Here is a 15,194-nt window from a genome sequence, read left to right on the forward strand (position 1 = left end):
TCGGTAACTCCGCAAGATGACTCAGGTCACCTCATTCGGCGCGGATAATTGATCGTGTGGGCGTTGAAAACAACATCGGGCTCCTAAAGGACTACCAAGCTTACTTGCGGGTGGAAAAGGGGTTGCGCCCACTGACCTGCGAGGCCTACGACGGCGATCTCAAGACGTTCGCCGAGTTTCTGGAGGGCCGGCAGGGCGTGCTGGTGACGGCGGTGCAGCAGGATGTGGCCGCGTTTCTGGAGCATCTGCGCAAGCATTCGATTGATTCGCGCAGCGCGGCGCGGAAGCTGAGTTGCCTGCGGGGATTCTACAAATGGCTGCTGCTGGACCGGCGCATCCATCACGATCCAACCGTGAATATTGAGTCGCCCAAGTCGTGGAAGGTGTTGCCGAAGTCGCTGGCGGAGCCGGAAGTGGCGGAGATGCTGGAGCGCGCGGCAATGACTGCAGAGCATCCGCAGGCGCAGGCGACAGCATTGCGCGATAGCGCGATTCTGGAGTTGCTGTATGCGGGCGGGCTGCGGGTTTCGGAGATTACGGGATTGGGTACGGGCGATCTGTCGCTGGATGCGGGGCGGGTGCTTGTGCGCGGAAAGGGCGACAAGGAGCGAATTGTACCGCTGGGGCGCACGGCAGTGAAATCGCTTGAGACGTACTTGCGCGAGGGCCGTCCGCACCTGGCGCGTATCAGCACGAAGCCAAAGACGATTCCTTCGCGTCAGGATGCGACACGGCTGTTTCTTTCATTGCGCGGGATGCCGCTGACGCGGCAATGGGTGTGGCACCTGGTGAAGATGGCGAACAAGGACGCAAGTCCGCACAAGCTGCGGCATAGCTGCGCGACGCACATGGTGGAACATGGCGCGGATTTGCGCAGCGTGCAAACGATGCTTGGGCACGCGGACATTTCGACGACGCAGGTGTATACGCACCTGGCGCTGGGGCGGTTGAAGGCGGTGCATCGCGAGCATCATCCGCGAGCGAAGACCAGGATGCAGGCCGAGAATGCGACAAAGGGCGAGGCTGTGCGGGGAAGCTCGCTGCGCATTATTCACGGCGGCAAGGAGAAGAAGCGGGTCGGCGACCAAGGCGAGAACGCGAGCAGTGGTGACAAGGAGCAGAAATGAGCATCGCGCAAGATGCGTTGGATGAGCTGGAAACGCCGGCGCAACTCGCACCGCCGCCGCTTGCCGGGTTGGTGGAAGAGTATCTGCGCATGCTTGAGTTCGAGCGTCGCTCATCGGAGCACACACTGCGCGCGTATCGGCGGGAGTTGATGGGATTTGCTGTGTATGTTGCGAAGCGGCATGCGGCACTGAAAGCAGTGGATCAGATCGAGCATACTCATATTCGCGCTTATCTTGGGGCGTTGCTGGAGCGTGGATTGTCGAAGGCTTCGACGGCGCGGGCGCTGGCGGCGATTCGAAGCTGGTTCAAGTGGCTGGCGCGGACGGGGCGCGTGGAACAGAACGAGGCTTCGCTGGTGGCGACTCCGCGACTGCCGAAGCTTTTGCCGCGCGTGCCATCAATCGAGCAGATGAATCGCGTGGTGGACAGCGTTGAAGAAGATGCAGCGAGCTGGCCGGCCCGGGACAAGGCGATTCTGGAATTGCTGTATGGATGCGGTATCCGAAATGCGGAATTGACGGGATTGAATCTGAACGATATTCACTGGGCCAATGAGGCGATCCTGGTACGTGGCAAGGGACACAAGCAGAGGCTGGTTCCGCTAGGGGATGCGGCGGCGCTGGCGCTGCGTGCGTATCTCGGTGAACGGGCTGCGCGGTTGACGGCGAAGTTGGCTGGAGGGAAGGGGCAATCAACTCCGGCACTTTTTTTGAGCCTGCAACTGCGCGGGTTGGGAAAGCCGGGCGGTGAGGCGCGGCTGACGACGCGGAGTGTGGGGCGGATTGTGAAGCGGGTGGCGATTCTGCGCGGGCTTTCAGCCGATGTGCATCCGCATACGCTACGCCATGCGTTCGGCACACATCTGCTCGAAGAGGGCGCGGACTTGCGGGCGATTCAAGAGTTGCTGGGGCACGAGAGATTGTCGACGACGCAGCGATACACGCAATTGACGACCTCGCAATTGGAAGCGGTCTACGACCGGACGCATCCGCGGGCGCGATAGCGTTTAGCCATCGAGTGTCATTCCGGCAAGCTGAAATCGAAGATGCGGCCGGTGGCGGCACCGCCCGTGCCGCGTCCTTCTGTGCCGTTCACCTGCTGGCCGGTGGCCATGAAGAACCCGTATTCGCCGGGTTTCAGATCCTGGCTCAGCGTGACCTTGTAAGTGCGTATGCCCACGTGCGCCGATTCGAACGGAATCTCTTTGTCCGATTTCAATCCCGCCTTGCCGCCGCCAAACTTGCCTCCCAAACCACCAACCTGGAATTCGCGGCGATTGCCTTTCTTGATCAGCTTCAATAACGCATAGTCGGAGGAGCTGCCGCCATCGGGAACATACAGATAGAACACGGGGCGGCGATCTCGAACGATGTGGCTGGAAGTCGGGCCACTCAATGTCGCATCCCAGTGAAGCCCGCGAACACCATACGTGAACATACTGCCTGCCTTGCCGCCGATCTTGGTGTTACTCAGCACGTGCCCATCGATCAGGACGAAGCGGCTCTCGTCTCTCCAATACACGCCGACCTCGGGTGGCGGCAGGTTGGGATCGAGGGTCATTGGAGCCGCCCCTTGTGCAACGAAAGTTGCCGGTGGTGTGGGATTGATCATTACCCGCATCACTCCGTCAGGTACGCTTGCAGTTTTCAGAGCTTGCAGGGCCTGAACGCTGGTGTCGAATCGCAACGAGCCTGGATCTGCCGCATTCATGGCGCGAATCTTCGCGGTGATGACCTCCTCGGAGAGACCCATCTGCACCATGCTGACAACGTCATCGTTGGTGAAGCGCTTGTGCGCAAGCTCGGAATCCTGAGCATGCGCGGCCAAACCTGATATAAGCAGCACAATCATCAAGCACGCTGGAAGCAGAGGAGCTGACCGAAGACTTTTCATGAGGGGCACCTTTTCATTTCGATGTTTTGGAGTGATTCGGACTTCCGGAGCGCGCGAGCGTCACCATGATCGTCCCGCCGCCCGGTATATCTACCGAGGTATGGATATTGTTGGGATCCTGCATATTCCCAGACAGCGGGCCTGTCAGGTGAAGAGACGGCATATAAACGTCATCTTCCCGCGGAAAGCAAACCCATTTTCCATCGTTGAGGCCGCAACTGGATTGATGCGACTTCCCGATGATCGGAGGAGGCATTGGTGCTCCACTGGGCCCCACGAACCCGGCAATCCATATGGAGTATGTTCGGTGGGCATCATCTACCGCGATGCCTAACTTTACCCGGCGATCTCCGTCTGCGTTTCCATCCATGGTTTCCGCGCTGATCTTCTGAAGATGGTAGGCGCGGCCTCCATCGGACACTCGCACGCGACCCTGGGCCTGGACTGTTCGCTCGACATGGCCGTGATAGTTTGCGGTGCCATCCTGCACGTCGATCATGACGGTATCCTGCAAAGCGCTGGACACATCATTCAGTTCGTTGTGGGTCTCAACCCGCGTGCGCGGCCCCCAGTAGGAGATCTGGCCGCTCCACCTGGGAAGCTTCAATTCGCATCCGCAGCTCTCGTCTCCCTGGAACTTTCCCCCCATGGCGTCAATCCAGTCTCTGCCTATCTGTATAAACGCATCGTGGGTGATGGAAGGCGGCGCTGGCGCTATGTATGCTGGATTGTCTTTGTCCAAATACTGGTCAGCGTCGAGGCCTCGCGTGCCGAGGAACGCTGTGCCTGCAAAATTAGTTCCTCCATCATCATTCTGAAGATGGCGCATGAACCCATCAGCCGTTCCCGTCGACCTCTTGATCTGACGGCATAGCGTTATCGCATCCTTGTGCGGGAATGAAAGGAAGCTGGGAGCGAGCGTCCAGTTGCTATCTCGCCCGGGTGCCATGTTGCTGTGGCAATCTTTGCAGCCACGATCCATCTCGGCCGTACCGTCCGCTGGATTTACGTTGTGTTCGTGAGGTTCACGTCCTCCGCCATGTTGCACCTCCGATGCCGGAGCATTGGGGTCGGCGGGATCGAGTCCAACGCCATCGATGTATGGATTGACCCGTCCATGGCAGTTCACGCAGCGCGGCTCATTGACTATGAAAGCGGAGATCTTTGCCCAGGCTGCGACTGCCTTGCTGCTTTGGGCCTCGGTTAAAGGGCAGGACGAACCTTTTTGCGCAGAAACTTGCAGTGGTGCGAAAGCAACAGCCAACGTCGCCAGAGTTCCTATTACGACCTTGTGATCACGACCGTTCATCTATGGCCTTTGGAGTAAAGAATGGGACAGCGGGAGGCAAAACTCAGGAAACGCCGAGGCACGGTGAACTCCTTTCGAATTTCTTCGCGGGGAAGGTGCTTTCGATCAAGAAGATCGAACGCGCCGAGCTGTTCCCGAGTGGCTTCTACTTTGAGAAACGTAGAATCGCGCACAATCGGCTCACCAGAGAGAAAAAGTAGTTATTGGCGGTTGGATTCGAGGCTCGGGAGCTTTGATGCGCCGCACCACTTGACAATCGAGAGGTGTGATGGGTATACCTCTTGATTATCTAGTGGTGGAGAGACGATGGGTGATGAATCGCGGGAACTGGTGCAGGGAACCCTGGAGATGCTGGTCTTGAAGACGCTGGCCCTGGAGCCGATGCATGGATACGGCATTGCTTTGCGGATCGAGCAGATCAGCGCGGGTGTTTTTCGCGTGAATCCCGGATCGCTATTGCCGGCGCTGAATCGCATGGAGCGGGCGGGACGGGTGAAATCGGAGTGGCGCGTGTCGGCAACGAATCGGCGCGCGAAGTATTACGTTTTGACAAAACGCGGATTGAAGGCCCTTGAAGAGGAACGGCAGCAGTGGGATCGCCGGACGGCGGCGATCGGCAAAATTCTCGAAGCATAAGGAGATGGCATGCTGTTCCAAAGTTTCTTGAGTGGGATCAAGTCACTGTTCCGCCCGAGCGCCCGCAATGCCGAGATCGAGGCCGAGGTGCAGGGCTTCCGCGAGGCGGCGGTGGAACACAGAATCCAGCAGGGAATGAGCCGGGCGGATGCAGAGCGGGCAGCGCGGGCGGAGATCCGCAGCTCGGAAATGATTCGGCACAACGTGTGGACTTCGAGTTGGGAGTCGCGCGTGGAATCGTTGTGGAAGGACGTGCGATACGGTTTTCGGCAGCTTCTGCGGTCGCCGGGATTGTCGGTGGTGGCGGTTCTTTCGCTGGCGCTCGGGATTGGCGCAAACACTGCGATCTTTACGGTGATTGACGATTTGCTGTTGAAGCAATTGCCGGTTCAAGATCCGCGCATGCTGGTTTTGTTCGGCGATGGAAGCGACAACGGAATTATCGCTTCCAGTAGTCCGGGACCCTACGACATTTTTCCGTACGACTTCTATCGACACATCGGCGGGGACAGGAAAGAGTTCGAGGGAATCTGTGCGTTTGCGAGCTTTCCGACGATGGTGAGCGTGCGAACGGGATCGGGTTCGGCGGGCCCAGCGACGCAGGCAAAAGGGCATCTTGTCTCGGGAACGTTCTTCAGTGTGCTTGGCGCGCAGCCGTTGATGGGCCGTGCGTTGAATGCAGACGATACGGCGACGGAGGGAAGCAATGCGGTTGCGGTAATCAGCTATCGCTACTGGCTGGAGAATTTGTCGGCTGACCCGAATGCCGTGGGACGCTCGATCACGATCAACGGAACTTCGTTCATGGTGGTTGGCGTAATGCCGGCGACATTTTATGGAGTGGATCTGAACGAGCAGATGCCGGACATGTGGCTGCCGATCACGATGCAGGCGCAAGTGATGATGCAGCCGTCACTGTTGAAGCCGGACGGCCTGTTCTGGATTCACATGATGGCGCGGCGAAGGCCGGATGTTTCGGTGGCGCAGGCGCAGGCTTGGACGACAGTGGAGTTTCAGCGCTTTCTTACGCTGCGAGAGGGGACACAGATTTCGGCGTTGCGACGGCAGCAGATCGGCGGGACGTTCATTCCGATCTTGCCGGGGGGAGCGGGAATGTCGTACATGCGCTCCGAGTACCAGACACCATTGAAAGTGTTAATGGCCATGGTGGGGGTGGTTCTGCTGATTGCGTGCGCGAATCTCGCGAATCTGCTGCTGGCGAAGTCGGCATCGCGCGAGCGGGAGTTTTGTGCGCGTCTTGCGCTGGGATCGAGCCGAGGACGAATCGCGCGCCAGATCCTGATGGAAGCGCTGGCCCTCGCGATGGTTGGCGGGGCGCTGGGGCTGGTGCTGGCTTTCTGGGGAACGCAGGTTCTGATTCATTTCATTGACAAGGGTGCGGCGCGGACGGCGCTTTCGGCGACGCCGGATATGCGTGTGCTACTGTTTACGTTTGGCACGTGCATCGTTACGGCCGCCTTGTTCGGGATTGCTCCGGCGATGCGCAGTTCGCGCACGAATGTGGCGGGTGCTCTGAATGCAAATGCGCGCAACTCGGGCGGCACGAGCGCGGGTTCCCGCGGGTTGTTGCCAAAGATATTGATAGTGACGCAGGTGACGCTTTCGCTGGTGCTGCTGAGCGTTGCGGGACTGCTGCTGCGGACGCTGCAGAATCTTCGTTCGGAGGACATGGGGCTGAGTCGTTCAAATGTGCTGCTGGTGAATACCAATCCGAAGTTTGCGGGTTACCCGCCGGAACGATTGAACGCGCTGTACGAGCGCATTATCAGTAGGGTGGATGAACTGCCCGGAGTTCGTTCTGCAAGCATGTCGGGAGGGCCGCCGGTGAGCCGGGGAAACTGGGGATCGCCTATAGATATTGATGGGCGGCCAACGCCACCGAACGAGAACATCAGCACGCTGCTGAATCGGGTGTCAGCGGGATACTTTGAAACGCTTGGGATTCAACTGCTGCGCGGGCGAACGATCGTACCAGCGGATGCGGCGGATGCGGTGAAATCTGTCGTGGTGAACAAGACATTTGCGGATCGCTACTTTCCCAATGGCGATGCGATCGGGCACAGCTTCACGATTGCCGATCCTGCGGCTCCGGGGGTGTGGCACATCGTGGGCATAGTGCGGGATTCGAAACACAGAAGTCCCGCGGAGAAACTGGAGCCGTTTGCATTTCTGGCTGTAACCCAGCTTACGGGCGACGATCAGTACGCGTATTGGCTGCAAGTGAAAAGCGTGGGCGATCCAGCCAAGATTACGGAAGAAGTGCGGTCGGCGCTGGTTGAGATCGATCCGAATTTGCCGGTGCTCAAGACGCTGACCATCGACGAACAACTCGATGATCTTATCGATTTGCAGGTGTTCGTTTCGAAGCTGGCGGGATTCTTCGCGCTGCTGGCACTGACTCTTGCTGGGATCGGACTCTACGGAGTGATGACGTACAACGTGGTACGGCGGACGAACGAACTGGGCGTTAGGATGGCGCTCGGTGCGCCCAGGACCGGGCTCCTGTGGATGGTGCTGAGGGAAGCATTGGTGCTGCTGGGGATCGGCGTGGCGCTGGGGATCCCGATGAGCCTTGCGGCGAGCCGGGCCATCAAGTCTGGCTTATTCGGCGTCAACCCTGCGGACCCGATTACGCTGATTGCCGCGGTGGCGATTGTGAGCGCTTGCATGCTGTTTGGTTCCTACATGCCGGCGCGCCGGGCGACGAAGATCAATCCGATGGTTGCGCTACGGTACGAGTAGTCGATTCAGTGAACAGTGGACAGTGAAGAGTGAAGAGTGGAGCGAACAAGGAACAGAGTGATAGTGAACAAGAAAGGAAAAGGGAACAGTTGTCTGTGAGAAATGATGGGGATCGAGCAAGGAAAAAGCCCGGCCGGAGCCGGGCTTTTTGTTGGTGGCTCAAATTGAGTTAGACCATCGCCGCCACTTGTTGAGGGGTTGAAGGGGCGGCGGGGGTAACGGAATCCACGGAAGTCTGCGCCGGGACGTGAGCGCCGCGGGTGAGGCGGTGCACGAAATGATACGGCGGCCAGGGGCCGGAGAGCTGCATCTGGCAGTCGCGCATCATGGCACAGGTGGTGGTGAACTTGTTCTGATAGCGTTCCACGTACTTGCGGTCGATCAGGTGAGCGATATCGAGGACCATCTTGCCGGTCTCGGTGAGGCGGCAGCTGACTTCCTCATCCAGGGGTGCAAAGAGGCGATGCATCTGGAAGCTGACGGCGCGGGCTCGGGTCTGGCGTTCGCGCTGGCGGGATGCCGTTTCGCGAAGATTGGTGAGATAACCGCGACCCACTTTGTCAGTCGAAAGCTGGGCGAGCTCGCGCCCGCAGCAATCGTCCACGAGGATCTTGAGGTGCATCTCGGTTTTGCCGCGGAGTTTATCGATGTTGCCGAGAAACTGACGCTGGTTGGACCGGATGGATTTGCGGAGGCTTTCGTCGTCGTTGAATACGGTGCCAAAGCGGAAGGGAAGGACGGTGGAATGTTTGAAGCAGTCAGCGATGACGCGAGCATGATCCACACCGGATTTCTGATTTAAGGATTCTGTGGGATTGTGTTCGCTGACAATAACGGCTAGATCACTGGCTGGGTAAAGGAAGACCTGATTTCCGCTGACACCGTGTACTGACTCGAGCGGAACTGGTTTTCGGTGACGGGCTAGTTCTGGGAAGGCTTGTTTTTCACCAATGCAGTAGGCATACCATGCCATATGGAGGCACTCCGTGTGCGGACGCCCGGTAAGCGCGCCGCTCGTTAGTGAAGCTCTGTGAACTCAGTTAGAACAGCGTTTTGACACAGGGCGGAAGATCCCCAATTGAACTACGGACTGAATACTAGACCGCACATAAGACGACTGACAATGTCCTGCATCACGAAGATCGTAAAAGGTGAGTAGAGAGGCCAAAATCGCTTTTACGAAATCGAATGTAATATTGCGGATATCAAAATCACTTCAATTGTGGTCCGAATTGTGGTGTGACGAAGATCTTTGGGGGGATTTAGGGAGTTATGGGGGGCGGTAGGAGCCATCCGGCTGGTCAAAATCGAATGAGGTAGGCAATTCGGACGCAGAGCAGGGCGGTGAAAAGGATAGAGACGACCAGTAGGATGGTTACGAGGCGCATGAAGGACGAGGTGCGTTTGGCGAGTTTGGCTACGTGCTCGATGAGTTCGGCCTGATCGGCGGCGTTCTTCTGGACTGCTTCCTGAACCACGGTGAAGTCGTCTTCGAGGCGTTGGAGCGCGCGTTTCTGCTCACCGGAGTGGAAAGCCAGGGCGCGGTGCTCGGACTGGAGTCGGGAAATCGATTCCTCAAGAGGCTTGAGATTGACTTCGTGCATGGGCCGGTTGGCGAAGAGATTCGAAGCGGCTGAGACGACGTTGCCTTCGAGCAGGGGAAGCATCTTGCCGACGATGGGGAGGACGGTCCTGGCCACACTGATGGCGCGCTCTAACTTGGTGGGTTTCGGTGGTGTGGGGCGGGCCAAAGCGGTGGTGGTGGGCCTGGGTGAGGGTCTCGGGCCGGGTTTTGGAGCGGGGGGCAGCGCGGAAGCGACGGGTTCCGCAGTCGGAATCGGGAGGGGTACTTCTTCAATTCGCGGCGGTGCTCCTTTGCGAGCCATGATCTGGACGCGGGGCGATCCTTCGTTGCTGGGCGAATTTTCAATGCGAGGTGATTGTTCCTTGCGAACCTGGGCTTCAGGACTGTCGTAGTTGGCGTAGCGGACCTTGGGCCGGAGGGGAGCGAACGATCCCGGAGTCTCGAATTCGGAGACAATTTCGGCGACTCGCCGGGAAGAGTTGGCGGGGTCAGCAGGATCGGGGCCAAGGGGATCAATCATCGAATTGCCACTCTCTTAACTATAGGGGAAGGTGGGGGAAAGCCCAATTCTGAAAAACCGGGGCGCAATTCTCGTATGCTCTGGAGCAGGAGCTGACAAGTGAACCCGGTCATTGCACGAGGATTACGGAGTCTGCAGCGCAACATCCTGGCGGGAATCATCACGGTGGGGCCGCTATTTGTGACGTGGCTGATCTTCAGCTTTGTGCTGGGCAGCCTGGCGAAGGCAGGATTGCCGCTGGTGCAGCTGCTGGCGGCCATCTTTCCCGAGGATTGGCTGGCGCGGCCGGTGATGCAGTCGGTTCTGGCAGTGGTGCTGACGCTGGTGGTGCTGTATGTGCTGGGGCGGGTGACGTCGCTGGTGATCGGACGGCAGGCGTTCAGCTTGTTTGAGTCAGTGCTGGAGCGGCTGCCGTTTGTGGCGAAGGTGTATTCGTCGGTGCGGCAACTGCTGGACTCGATGATGGCGAAGAAGGATACGAACCAGCGTGTGGTGCTGGTGGATTTTCCGATCGCAGGGCAGAAGAGCATCGGGTTTTTGACGCGGACGCTGGTGGACTCGAACACGGGCGAGGAACTGGCGGCGGTATTGCTGCCGAATGCGATCAATCCTACGTCGGCGTTTCTACAACTGCTGCCGCTGAGCCGGGTGACGTTGACGGATCTGACGATGGAGCAGGCGATGAGCATGCTGATGACGGGAGGGGCCGTGGCGCCGGACAGGATGGTGTTCTCGCAGCGGCAGGAAGACACGGTTACGCCGAGGAGGTAGCGGCTGGTGAGCGCAAGATTTCCCGCTGCAAGATACGCAATCTAACGGTTGCATGTTGCCCTCCCCCCTCCCCCCCCCGTACTCTGCAAGAAAGATCGTGATTGCAAAGAAGTTGCCAGTGTGGTCCGACGCCAAAGTCTTCCAGGTATTGGACTTAGCCGTAGAGTCTTCTCAGGAAATGACTTAGCGGTGGAGGTTTGTCGCTGTGACGCTTGAATCCGAGGGCGATCTGCTGGTGGAAATGCCCGGATACTGGCTCATGATTCAAGGATAGCAATTTTGCGGAAATGACCTGCAAATGCCAGGGAAGTTTTTGACGAATGGCCTCAAGGGTTTACGGGAAATGTGTGGGACCAAGGGGTTGACAAAGGATTTTGAACCGGCGCGGAAGCTGGAGGCGCGGGAGTTTTTGCCACTCCCACTCACGCCTTGCCCGTTCTATTTGGTGACGTCTCCAACCCCGAACATAAAAGCGTCTAAAGACTCCAACGGGCTGAAGCCGAACTCACCGCTCTCTAAGGCTTTTCGGGAGTGAGAGTAAAACAGCCGCCTTCTGTTGTCTGAATTGCCCCGGGAATCTCTGACTCAGAGAGTACCGTTCTGGAGCCACCTATCAACATGTTTGTTTCCTGTGCTCGCGCTACAACAAGTAAGAGCGACATGAGGCTTGCTACTACCCAGCGCCAAGGCTGACCGTGTTCCGCGGACCATGCGAAGGCTCTCCCCATGCAGCCTGAAACCTGCAAATATGAAATCACAGCCCAATCGCCTGAAGTGTGCTGCTCAGCACACATCGGTTTGGTCGCTGCGAAAAAGTGCTCCGCGAGAATCGTGGACGATTCGGCAATGGACCGTGTTGAGAATCGGACACGCTTTGTCACTTTGCCGTTTTATGATGGACCTTCTTTAATTTTGCTGGAAGGGAACAACGCTAAAATGCGCTTTCGTGTTGCTGTGTTTTTGTTCATTGCTGCTGCCGCCGTTTCTGCTCAGTCGCCTTCGACTAAATCGGTACCTGCACCATGGGTGGGAACATGGGCTGCCTCGGCGTTCGACGGCGATCCGTGGCACACGGTGCCGACACTGGTGGATTCCACGCTGCGCGAGATTGTGCACACTTCGCTGGGCGGCAACACAGTGCGCGTGCGGCTGACGAATGAGTTTGGCACGGAGCCACTGCGCGTGGATGCTGCGACGATTGGGGTGAGTGCAGGGGTAAGCAGTGTGGACGCGGCGACGTTGCACGATCTCACGTTTGGCGGTTCGCCCTCGATCGTGATTCCGCCCGGTGCGGAAGTGGTGTCCGACGCTGTCTCGATGGCTGCGCCGGCATTTGCCAATTTGGCGGTCAGCATCTACCTGCCGCTGCAGCAGGTGAGCGACGTTACGGTGCATTCGAGTGCGCAGCAGGACAACTTTATCCAGACTGGCAACCATGTGCGGGATGCTTCATTTGCTTCTCCGGTGGTGGTGGGATCCTGGTATTTCCTGAAGGGCGTGGATGTTGAAGCGACGAGCACGCACGCCGCCGCAGTGGTGACGTTTGGCGACTCGATCACGGACGGAGCGTTGTCAACGGAAAATGCCAACCATCGCTGGCCGGACTATCTCGCGGTGCGGCTTCAGAATAATCCTGCGACTGCTCATCTTTCGGTGCTTGATGAGGGTATCGGGGGTAACTGTGTTCTGATTCACTGCGTCGCAGCGAATGCGCTGGCCCGGTTCGATCGCGATGTGCTTTCACAGGCGGGCGTGAAGTACGTAATCGTGATGGAGGGAATCAACGACATCGGCAGGCTGCATGAGCCCAACCAGCCCGACTACAAACTCACAGCCGAGGATCTTGAGCAGGGGCTTGCGCAACTTGTGGCGCGGGCACATGAGCACGGGATCAAGGTCTTCGGAGCGACGCTGACGGGATACAAGGGCGCGGGCTACTTTACGGAGAAGGGCGAACAGATACGCGAGGCGGTCAATCACTGGATTCTGACTTCGGGCGTGTTTGACGGAGTGATCGATTTCGATAAGGCGACGGGCGATCCGGCGAATCCGCTGATGTTCGCGCCGCAATACGATAGCGGCGACCATCTGCATCCGAAGGATGCGGGGTATGCCGCGATGGCGGATTCGATTGATTTGGGGTTGTTCCGGTGAAGGCGGAGACAGTGAACAGTGAACAGCGCGCGAATCGGCTGTTCGCTAGGCTGTCCGCGGAATAAACAAAAGCAGATCCTTCGGGACACTTACTCCATCGTCCGCTGCTGCGGACGATGGGGCCCCAGGCTTGTGTCGGGCAGGATGACACCATCCGGAAAGAATCAAGATGACACCATCGGGAAAGAATCTGGATGACAGCGGCCAGGGAACAATGATGATCGTGCCAAGGAACAGGGGAAATTTTCAGTCCTATAGCGGCTCTGGATTGGCGGCGGCTGGCGGATCTGTGGGGATGTGTTCGGCTTCTTCTTCGCTTTCGTGAGTGACCTTGCGCAGGCTGATGTGCTCGAACTGCGCCCAGATGAGACCGATGGGTATAGTTCCCAGAAATGTGACCAGCAGGAGAGTTGCGGCACAAGCCGTGGAGGCCTCAGGAGAGGCGCCGAAGAGGCCGGTGATGGCGGCGGCGACGATGCCGATCTGGGTGAACCAGCCGAGGACGGGCAACTGGAAGATGCTGGCTCCGCCGCTGGCGATCATGAGGAGAACGCATTTCTGTGGAGATATGGCGACGAGTTGCGGGCTCCCGCTGAATGCCCGGCAGGTGATGAAGTAGGCAAAGGCAATGAGGAGCCACATGCCAAGGGAGAGAGCGGCGGTGGCTGCGAACTCGCCGAAGGTGCGCATGGTGTCAAGGCCGGAGTGGAAGGTGCGGATTTTTTCTCCGACGGCGACGCCGAGCTTTTTTGAGACGAGGCCGAATGTGTGCTCGAAGAACGTGGCGACCGCCTGACCCGAGAGGCGGACAGCAACGAGGAAGATGGCTCCGGCGAGGGTCAAGACCAGTCCTCCATAGCGGGCGAGGATGGTGCCGAGAAGCGGGGAGTGCTTCTGCATGGAAGCGATCATGCCGGAGTGGCTGGTGGCTCGTGCGATGTCAGCCTCAGGAATCCATAACATGGCCATGGAAAAGATCAGCGCCATCGAGCCGGCGTCGAAGAGGCGTTCGACGATGTAGACGGCGAACTGGGAACTGAGAGGTAGGCCGGTTTTCCTTGAAACGAGGTAGGGGCGGACGGGGTCGGCAACGCGGCCGATGAGGGCGATGGCCGTGAAGCCCATGATCTGGGGTCCGAGCAGGGACATGGGCGAGACCTTCTGGTGGTGCTTGAGGAGGCGGGCCCAGCGGAAAGCGCGAAAGAAATAGGCGAAGTAGATGCAAAGCAGGCCGATGAGGATCTTGCGCCAGTCTGCCTGGGCGATCTGTTCACGGAAGACGTGGAAATCGAAGTGGAATTTCTGCCGGCCCCAGAGGAAGAGCGCAACAAAGGCAGCAAGCACGAGCAGACCCAGGATCCATTGCTTCTTTTTCAAGCGTTCTCCGTTTGAAGTACTGCATTTGATTTTAGGGGAAGAACCGGAATTGGTTTATTCGATGTTGGTGTGAGGATTAACAGGGTGCGGATTTTGGCAGGCAGGCGTCGAAAAAGCAACTGCAGGTTCCTCGACTCCCGTTGGTCGCTCGGAATGACAGTGTGGAGGGGATGTGGCGGAGCGGCTAGGGGTTTGGCAGGCGAGCGTCGAAAAAGCAGCTGCAGGTTCCTCGGCTCCCGCTGGTCGCTCGGAATGACAATTCTAGCCGGGGGAACGGAGTTAGTTAGTGGGCTGGGAAGGCCGGAAAGGAGGCGGTGCGGATTGACGGGCTTCGGCCTGGCGGGCTAGGACACGGCGGTTGAACTCGTGGATTACGCGGGCTACGTAGGCGCGGGTTTCGTGGTAGGGCGGGATGCCGCGATATTTGTCGACCGCAGCGGGGCCGGCGTTGTAGGCCGCTAACGCCAGGGCGATGTTGTCGTGGTACCTCACCAGGAGTTCGTTGAGGTAGGCCGAGCCGCCGCGCACATTCTGATCAGGACGAAAACTGTCGCTGACGCCCTCTTCGGCCGCGGTTTTGGGCATGAGTTGCATGAGGCCACGGGCGCCGGCACGGCTGACGGCGTGAGCATTGCCATTGCTCTCCGCCTTGACGACGCTGGCGAGCAGGTCGGCGTCGAGGTTGTGCTGCTGACCGGCCTGGGCGAGCATTTCGTGGAGGTCAAGGGGGCTGAGGCGGGCTTCGGACCGTGGTTCGTTATGGGGATTGATGGAGAGTGGCTCTGCGGGAAGTGGTGGCGGATCGGGGACAGTTTCGATTTTGGCAATGTCGGAAGGGACACGATCGATATAGCTGCTTTCGCCCGTTCCCAAGTAGAGGCGAATGTGGGAGCCGACCTGTGCGTGATGATGGCAAACGATGTCGTAGCCGTTGGTGAGGCTGACGCGCTCCGCGGACTGTGCGGGACGCGATGCGCCCGCGAGCAGGAGTGCTGCGAGGGCGACGGCGATTTGGAGGCGCGTACGCAAAGGTAGGTTCCTGCTTCTGCTCCGGCTGG

General features: G+C 58.7%; 12 protein-coding genes. 6 read left to right on the forward strand and 6 right to left on the reverse strand.

Annotated features, from left to right (window positions below; all coding sequences use genetic code 11):
- The first annotated feature begins 56 nt into the window (after positions 1-56).
- Together VK574_RS07070 and VK574_RS07075 are read left to right on the forward strand one after the other, a co-directional pair.
- Complete coding sequence (locus tag VK574_RS07070) at positions 57-1,127, forward strand: site-specific tyrosine recombinase (protein WP_472799126.1); 1,071 nt, start codon at positions 57-59, stop codon at positions 1,125-1,127.
- Complete coding sequence (locus VK574_RS07075; RefSeq protein WP_472799127.1) at positions 1,124-2,131, forward strand: tyrosine recombinase XerC; 1,008 nt, start codon at positions 1,124-1,126, stop codon at positions 2,129-2,131. The genes VK574_RS07070 and VK574_RS07075 overlap by 4 nt, the downstream gene beginning before the upstream one ends.
- 17 nt (positions 2,132-2,148) lie before the next feature.
- Here the strand turns inward: VK574_RS07075 and VK574_RS07080 are convergent, their stop codons facing one another.
- Positions 2,149-3,021: a hypothetical protein gene (locus tag VK574_RS07080; RefSeq protein ID WP_472799128.1), complete on the reverse strand. Its 873-nt coding sequence runs from the start codon at positions 3,019-3,021 to the stop codon at positions 2,149-2,151.
- 13 nt (positions 3,022-3,034) lie between these two features.
- Positions 3,035-4,150 carry a hypothetical protein gene (locus VK574_RS07085; RefSeq protein WP_472799129.1) on the reverse strand — a complete coding sequence of 372 codons (1,116 nt, stop codon included), beginning with the start codon at positions 4,148-4,150 and terminating at the stop codon, positions 3,035-3,037.
- Positions 4,151-4,636: 486 nt separating this feature from the next.
- Between VK574_RS07085 and VK574_RS07090 the strand changes: the two genes are divergently transcribed.
- On the forward strand, positions 4,637-4,966 hold the full coding sequence (locus VK574_RS07090; RefSeq protein WP_472799130.1) for a PadR family transcriptional regulator: 330 nt from the start codon (positions 4,637-4,639) through the stop codon (positions 4,964-4,966).
- 9 nt (positions 4,967-4,975) lie between these two features.
- On the forward strand, positions 4,976-7,729 hold the full coding sequence (locus tag VK574_RS07095) for an ABC transporter permease (protein ID WP_472799131.1): 2,754 nt from the start codon (positions 4,976-4,978) through the stop codon (positions 7,727-7,729).
- 169 nt (positions 7,730-7,898) lie between these two features.
- Here VK574_RS07095 and VK574_RS07100 read toward each other — a convergent pair whose 3' ends face one another.
- Together VK574_RS07100 and VK574_RS07105 are read right to left on the reverse strand one after the other, a co-directional pair.
- On the reverse strand, positions 7,899-8,702 hold the full coding sequence (locus VK574_RS07100; RefSeq protein ID WP_472799132.1) for a GvpL/GvpF family gas vesicle protein: 804 nt from the start codon (positions 8,700-8,702) through the stop codon (positions 7,899-7,901).
- Positions 8,703-9,030: 328 nt separating this feature from the next.
- A complete protein-coding gene (locus VK574_RS07105; protein WP_472799133.1) occupies positions 9,031-9,834 on the reverse strand; it encodes a hypothetical protein in 804 nt (267 codons plus the stop codon).
- Positions 9,835-9,933: 99 nt separating this feature from the next.
- Here VK574_RS07105 and VK574_RS07110 point away from each other — a divergent pair, with 99 nt between their 5' ends.
- Together VK574_RS07110 and VK574_RS07115 are read left to right on the forward strand one after the other, a co-directional pair.
- Positions 9,934-10,605: a DUF502 domain-containing protein gene (locus VK574_RS07110; RefSeq protein WP_472799134.1), complete on the forward strand. Its 672-nt coding sequence runs from the start codon at positions 9,934-9,936 to the stop codon at positions 10,603-10,605.
- Positions 10,606-11,541: 936 nt separating this feature from the next.
- Positions 11,542-12,759, forward strand: a complete 1,218-nt coding sequence (locus tag VK574_RS07115; protein WP_472799135.1) for an SGNH/GDSL hydrolase family protein — start codon at positions 11,542-11,544, stop codon at positions 12,757-12,759.
- A gap of 252 nt (positions 12,760-13,011) precedes the next feature.
- Here the strand turns inward: VK574_RS07115 and VK574_RS07120 are convergent, their stop codons facing one another.
- Together VK574_RS07120 and VK574_RS07125 are read right to left on the reverse strand one after the other, a co-directional pair.
- Entirely contained in the window at positions 13,012-14,136 is a 1,125-nt protein-coding gene (locus VK574_RS07120; RefSeq protein WP_472799136.1) for a lysylphosphatidylglycerol synthase transmembrane domain-containing protein, read from the reverse strand.
- A 279-nt stretch (positions 14,137-14,415) separates the two neighbouring features.
- The gene (locus VK574_RS07125) at positions 14,416-15,165 is read right to left on the reverse strand and encodes a lytic transglycosylase domain-containing protein (protein ID WP_472799137.1); all 750 of its coding nucleotides are present in this window, start codon (positions 15,163-15,165) and stop codon (positions 14,416-14,418) included.
- Positions 15,166-15,194 lie beyond the last annotated feature (29 nt).

Source organism: Occallatibacter sp., from assembly GCF_035317045.1.
Taxonomy (GTDB): Bacteria; Acidobacteriota; Terriglobia; order Terriglobales; family Acidobacteriaceae; genus Telmatobacter.

Bases quoted from the DNA above. Each gene is read 5' to 3' on its own strand.
- VK574_RS07090 (WP_472799130.1), top strand. From the start codon at position 4,637: ATGGGTGATGAATCGCGGGAACTGGTGCAGGGAACCCTGGAGATGCTG.
- VK574_RS07095 (WP_472799131.1), top strand. From the start codon at position 4,976: ATGCTGTTCCAAAGTTTCTTGAGTGGGATCAAGTCACTGTTCCGCCCG.
- VK574_RS07100 (WP_472799132.1), bottom strand. From the start codon at position 8,702: ATGGCATGGTATGCCTACTGCATTGGTGAAAAACAAGCCTTCCCAGAA.
- VK574_RS07115 (WP_472799135.1), top strand. From the start codon at position 11,542: ATGCGCTTTCGTGTTGCTGTGTTTTTGTTCATTGCTGCTGCCGCCGTT.
- VK574_RS07075 (WP_472799127.1), top strand. From the start codon at position 1,124: ATGAGCATCGCGCAAGATGCGTTGGATGAGCTGGAAACGCCGGCGCAA.
- VK574_RS07105 (WP_472799133.1), bottom strand. From the start codon at position 9,834: ATGATTGATCCCCTTGGCCCCGATCCTGCTGACCCCGCCAACTCTTCC.
- VK574_RS07080 (WP_472799128.1), bottom strand. From the start codon at position 3,021: ATGAAAAGTCTTCGGTCAGCTCCTCTGCTTCCAGCGTGCTTGATGATT.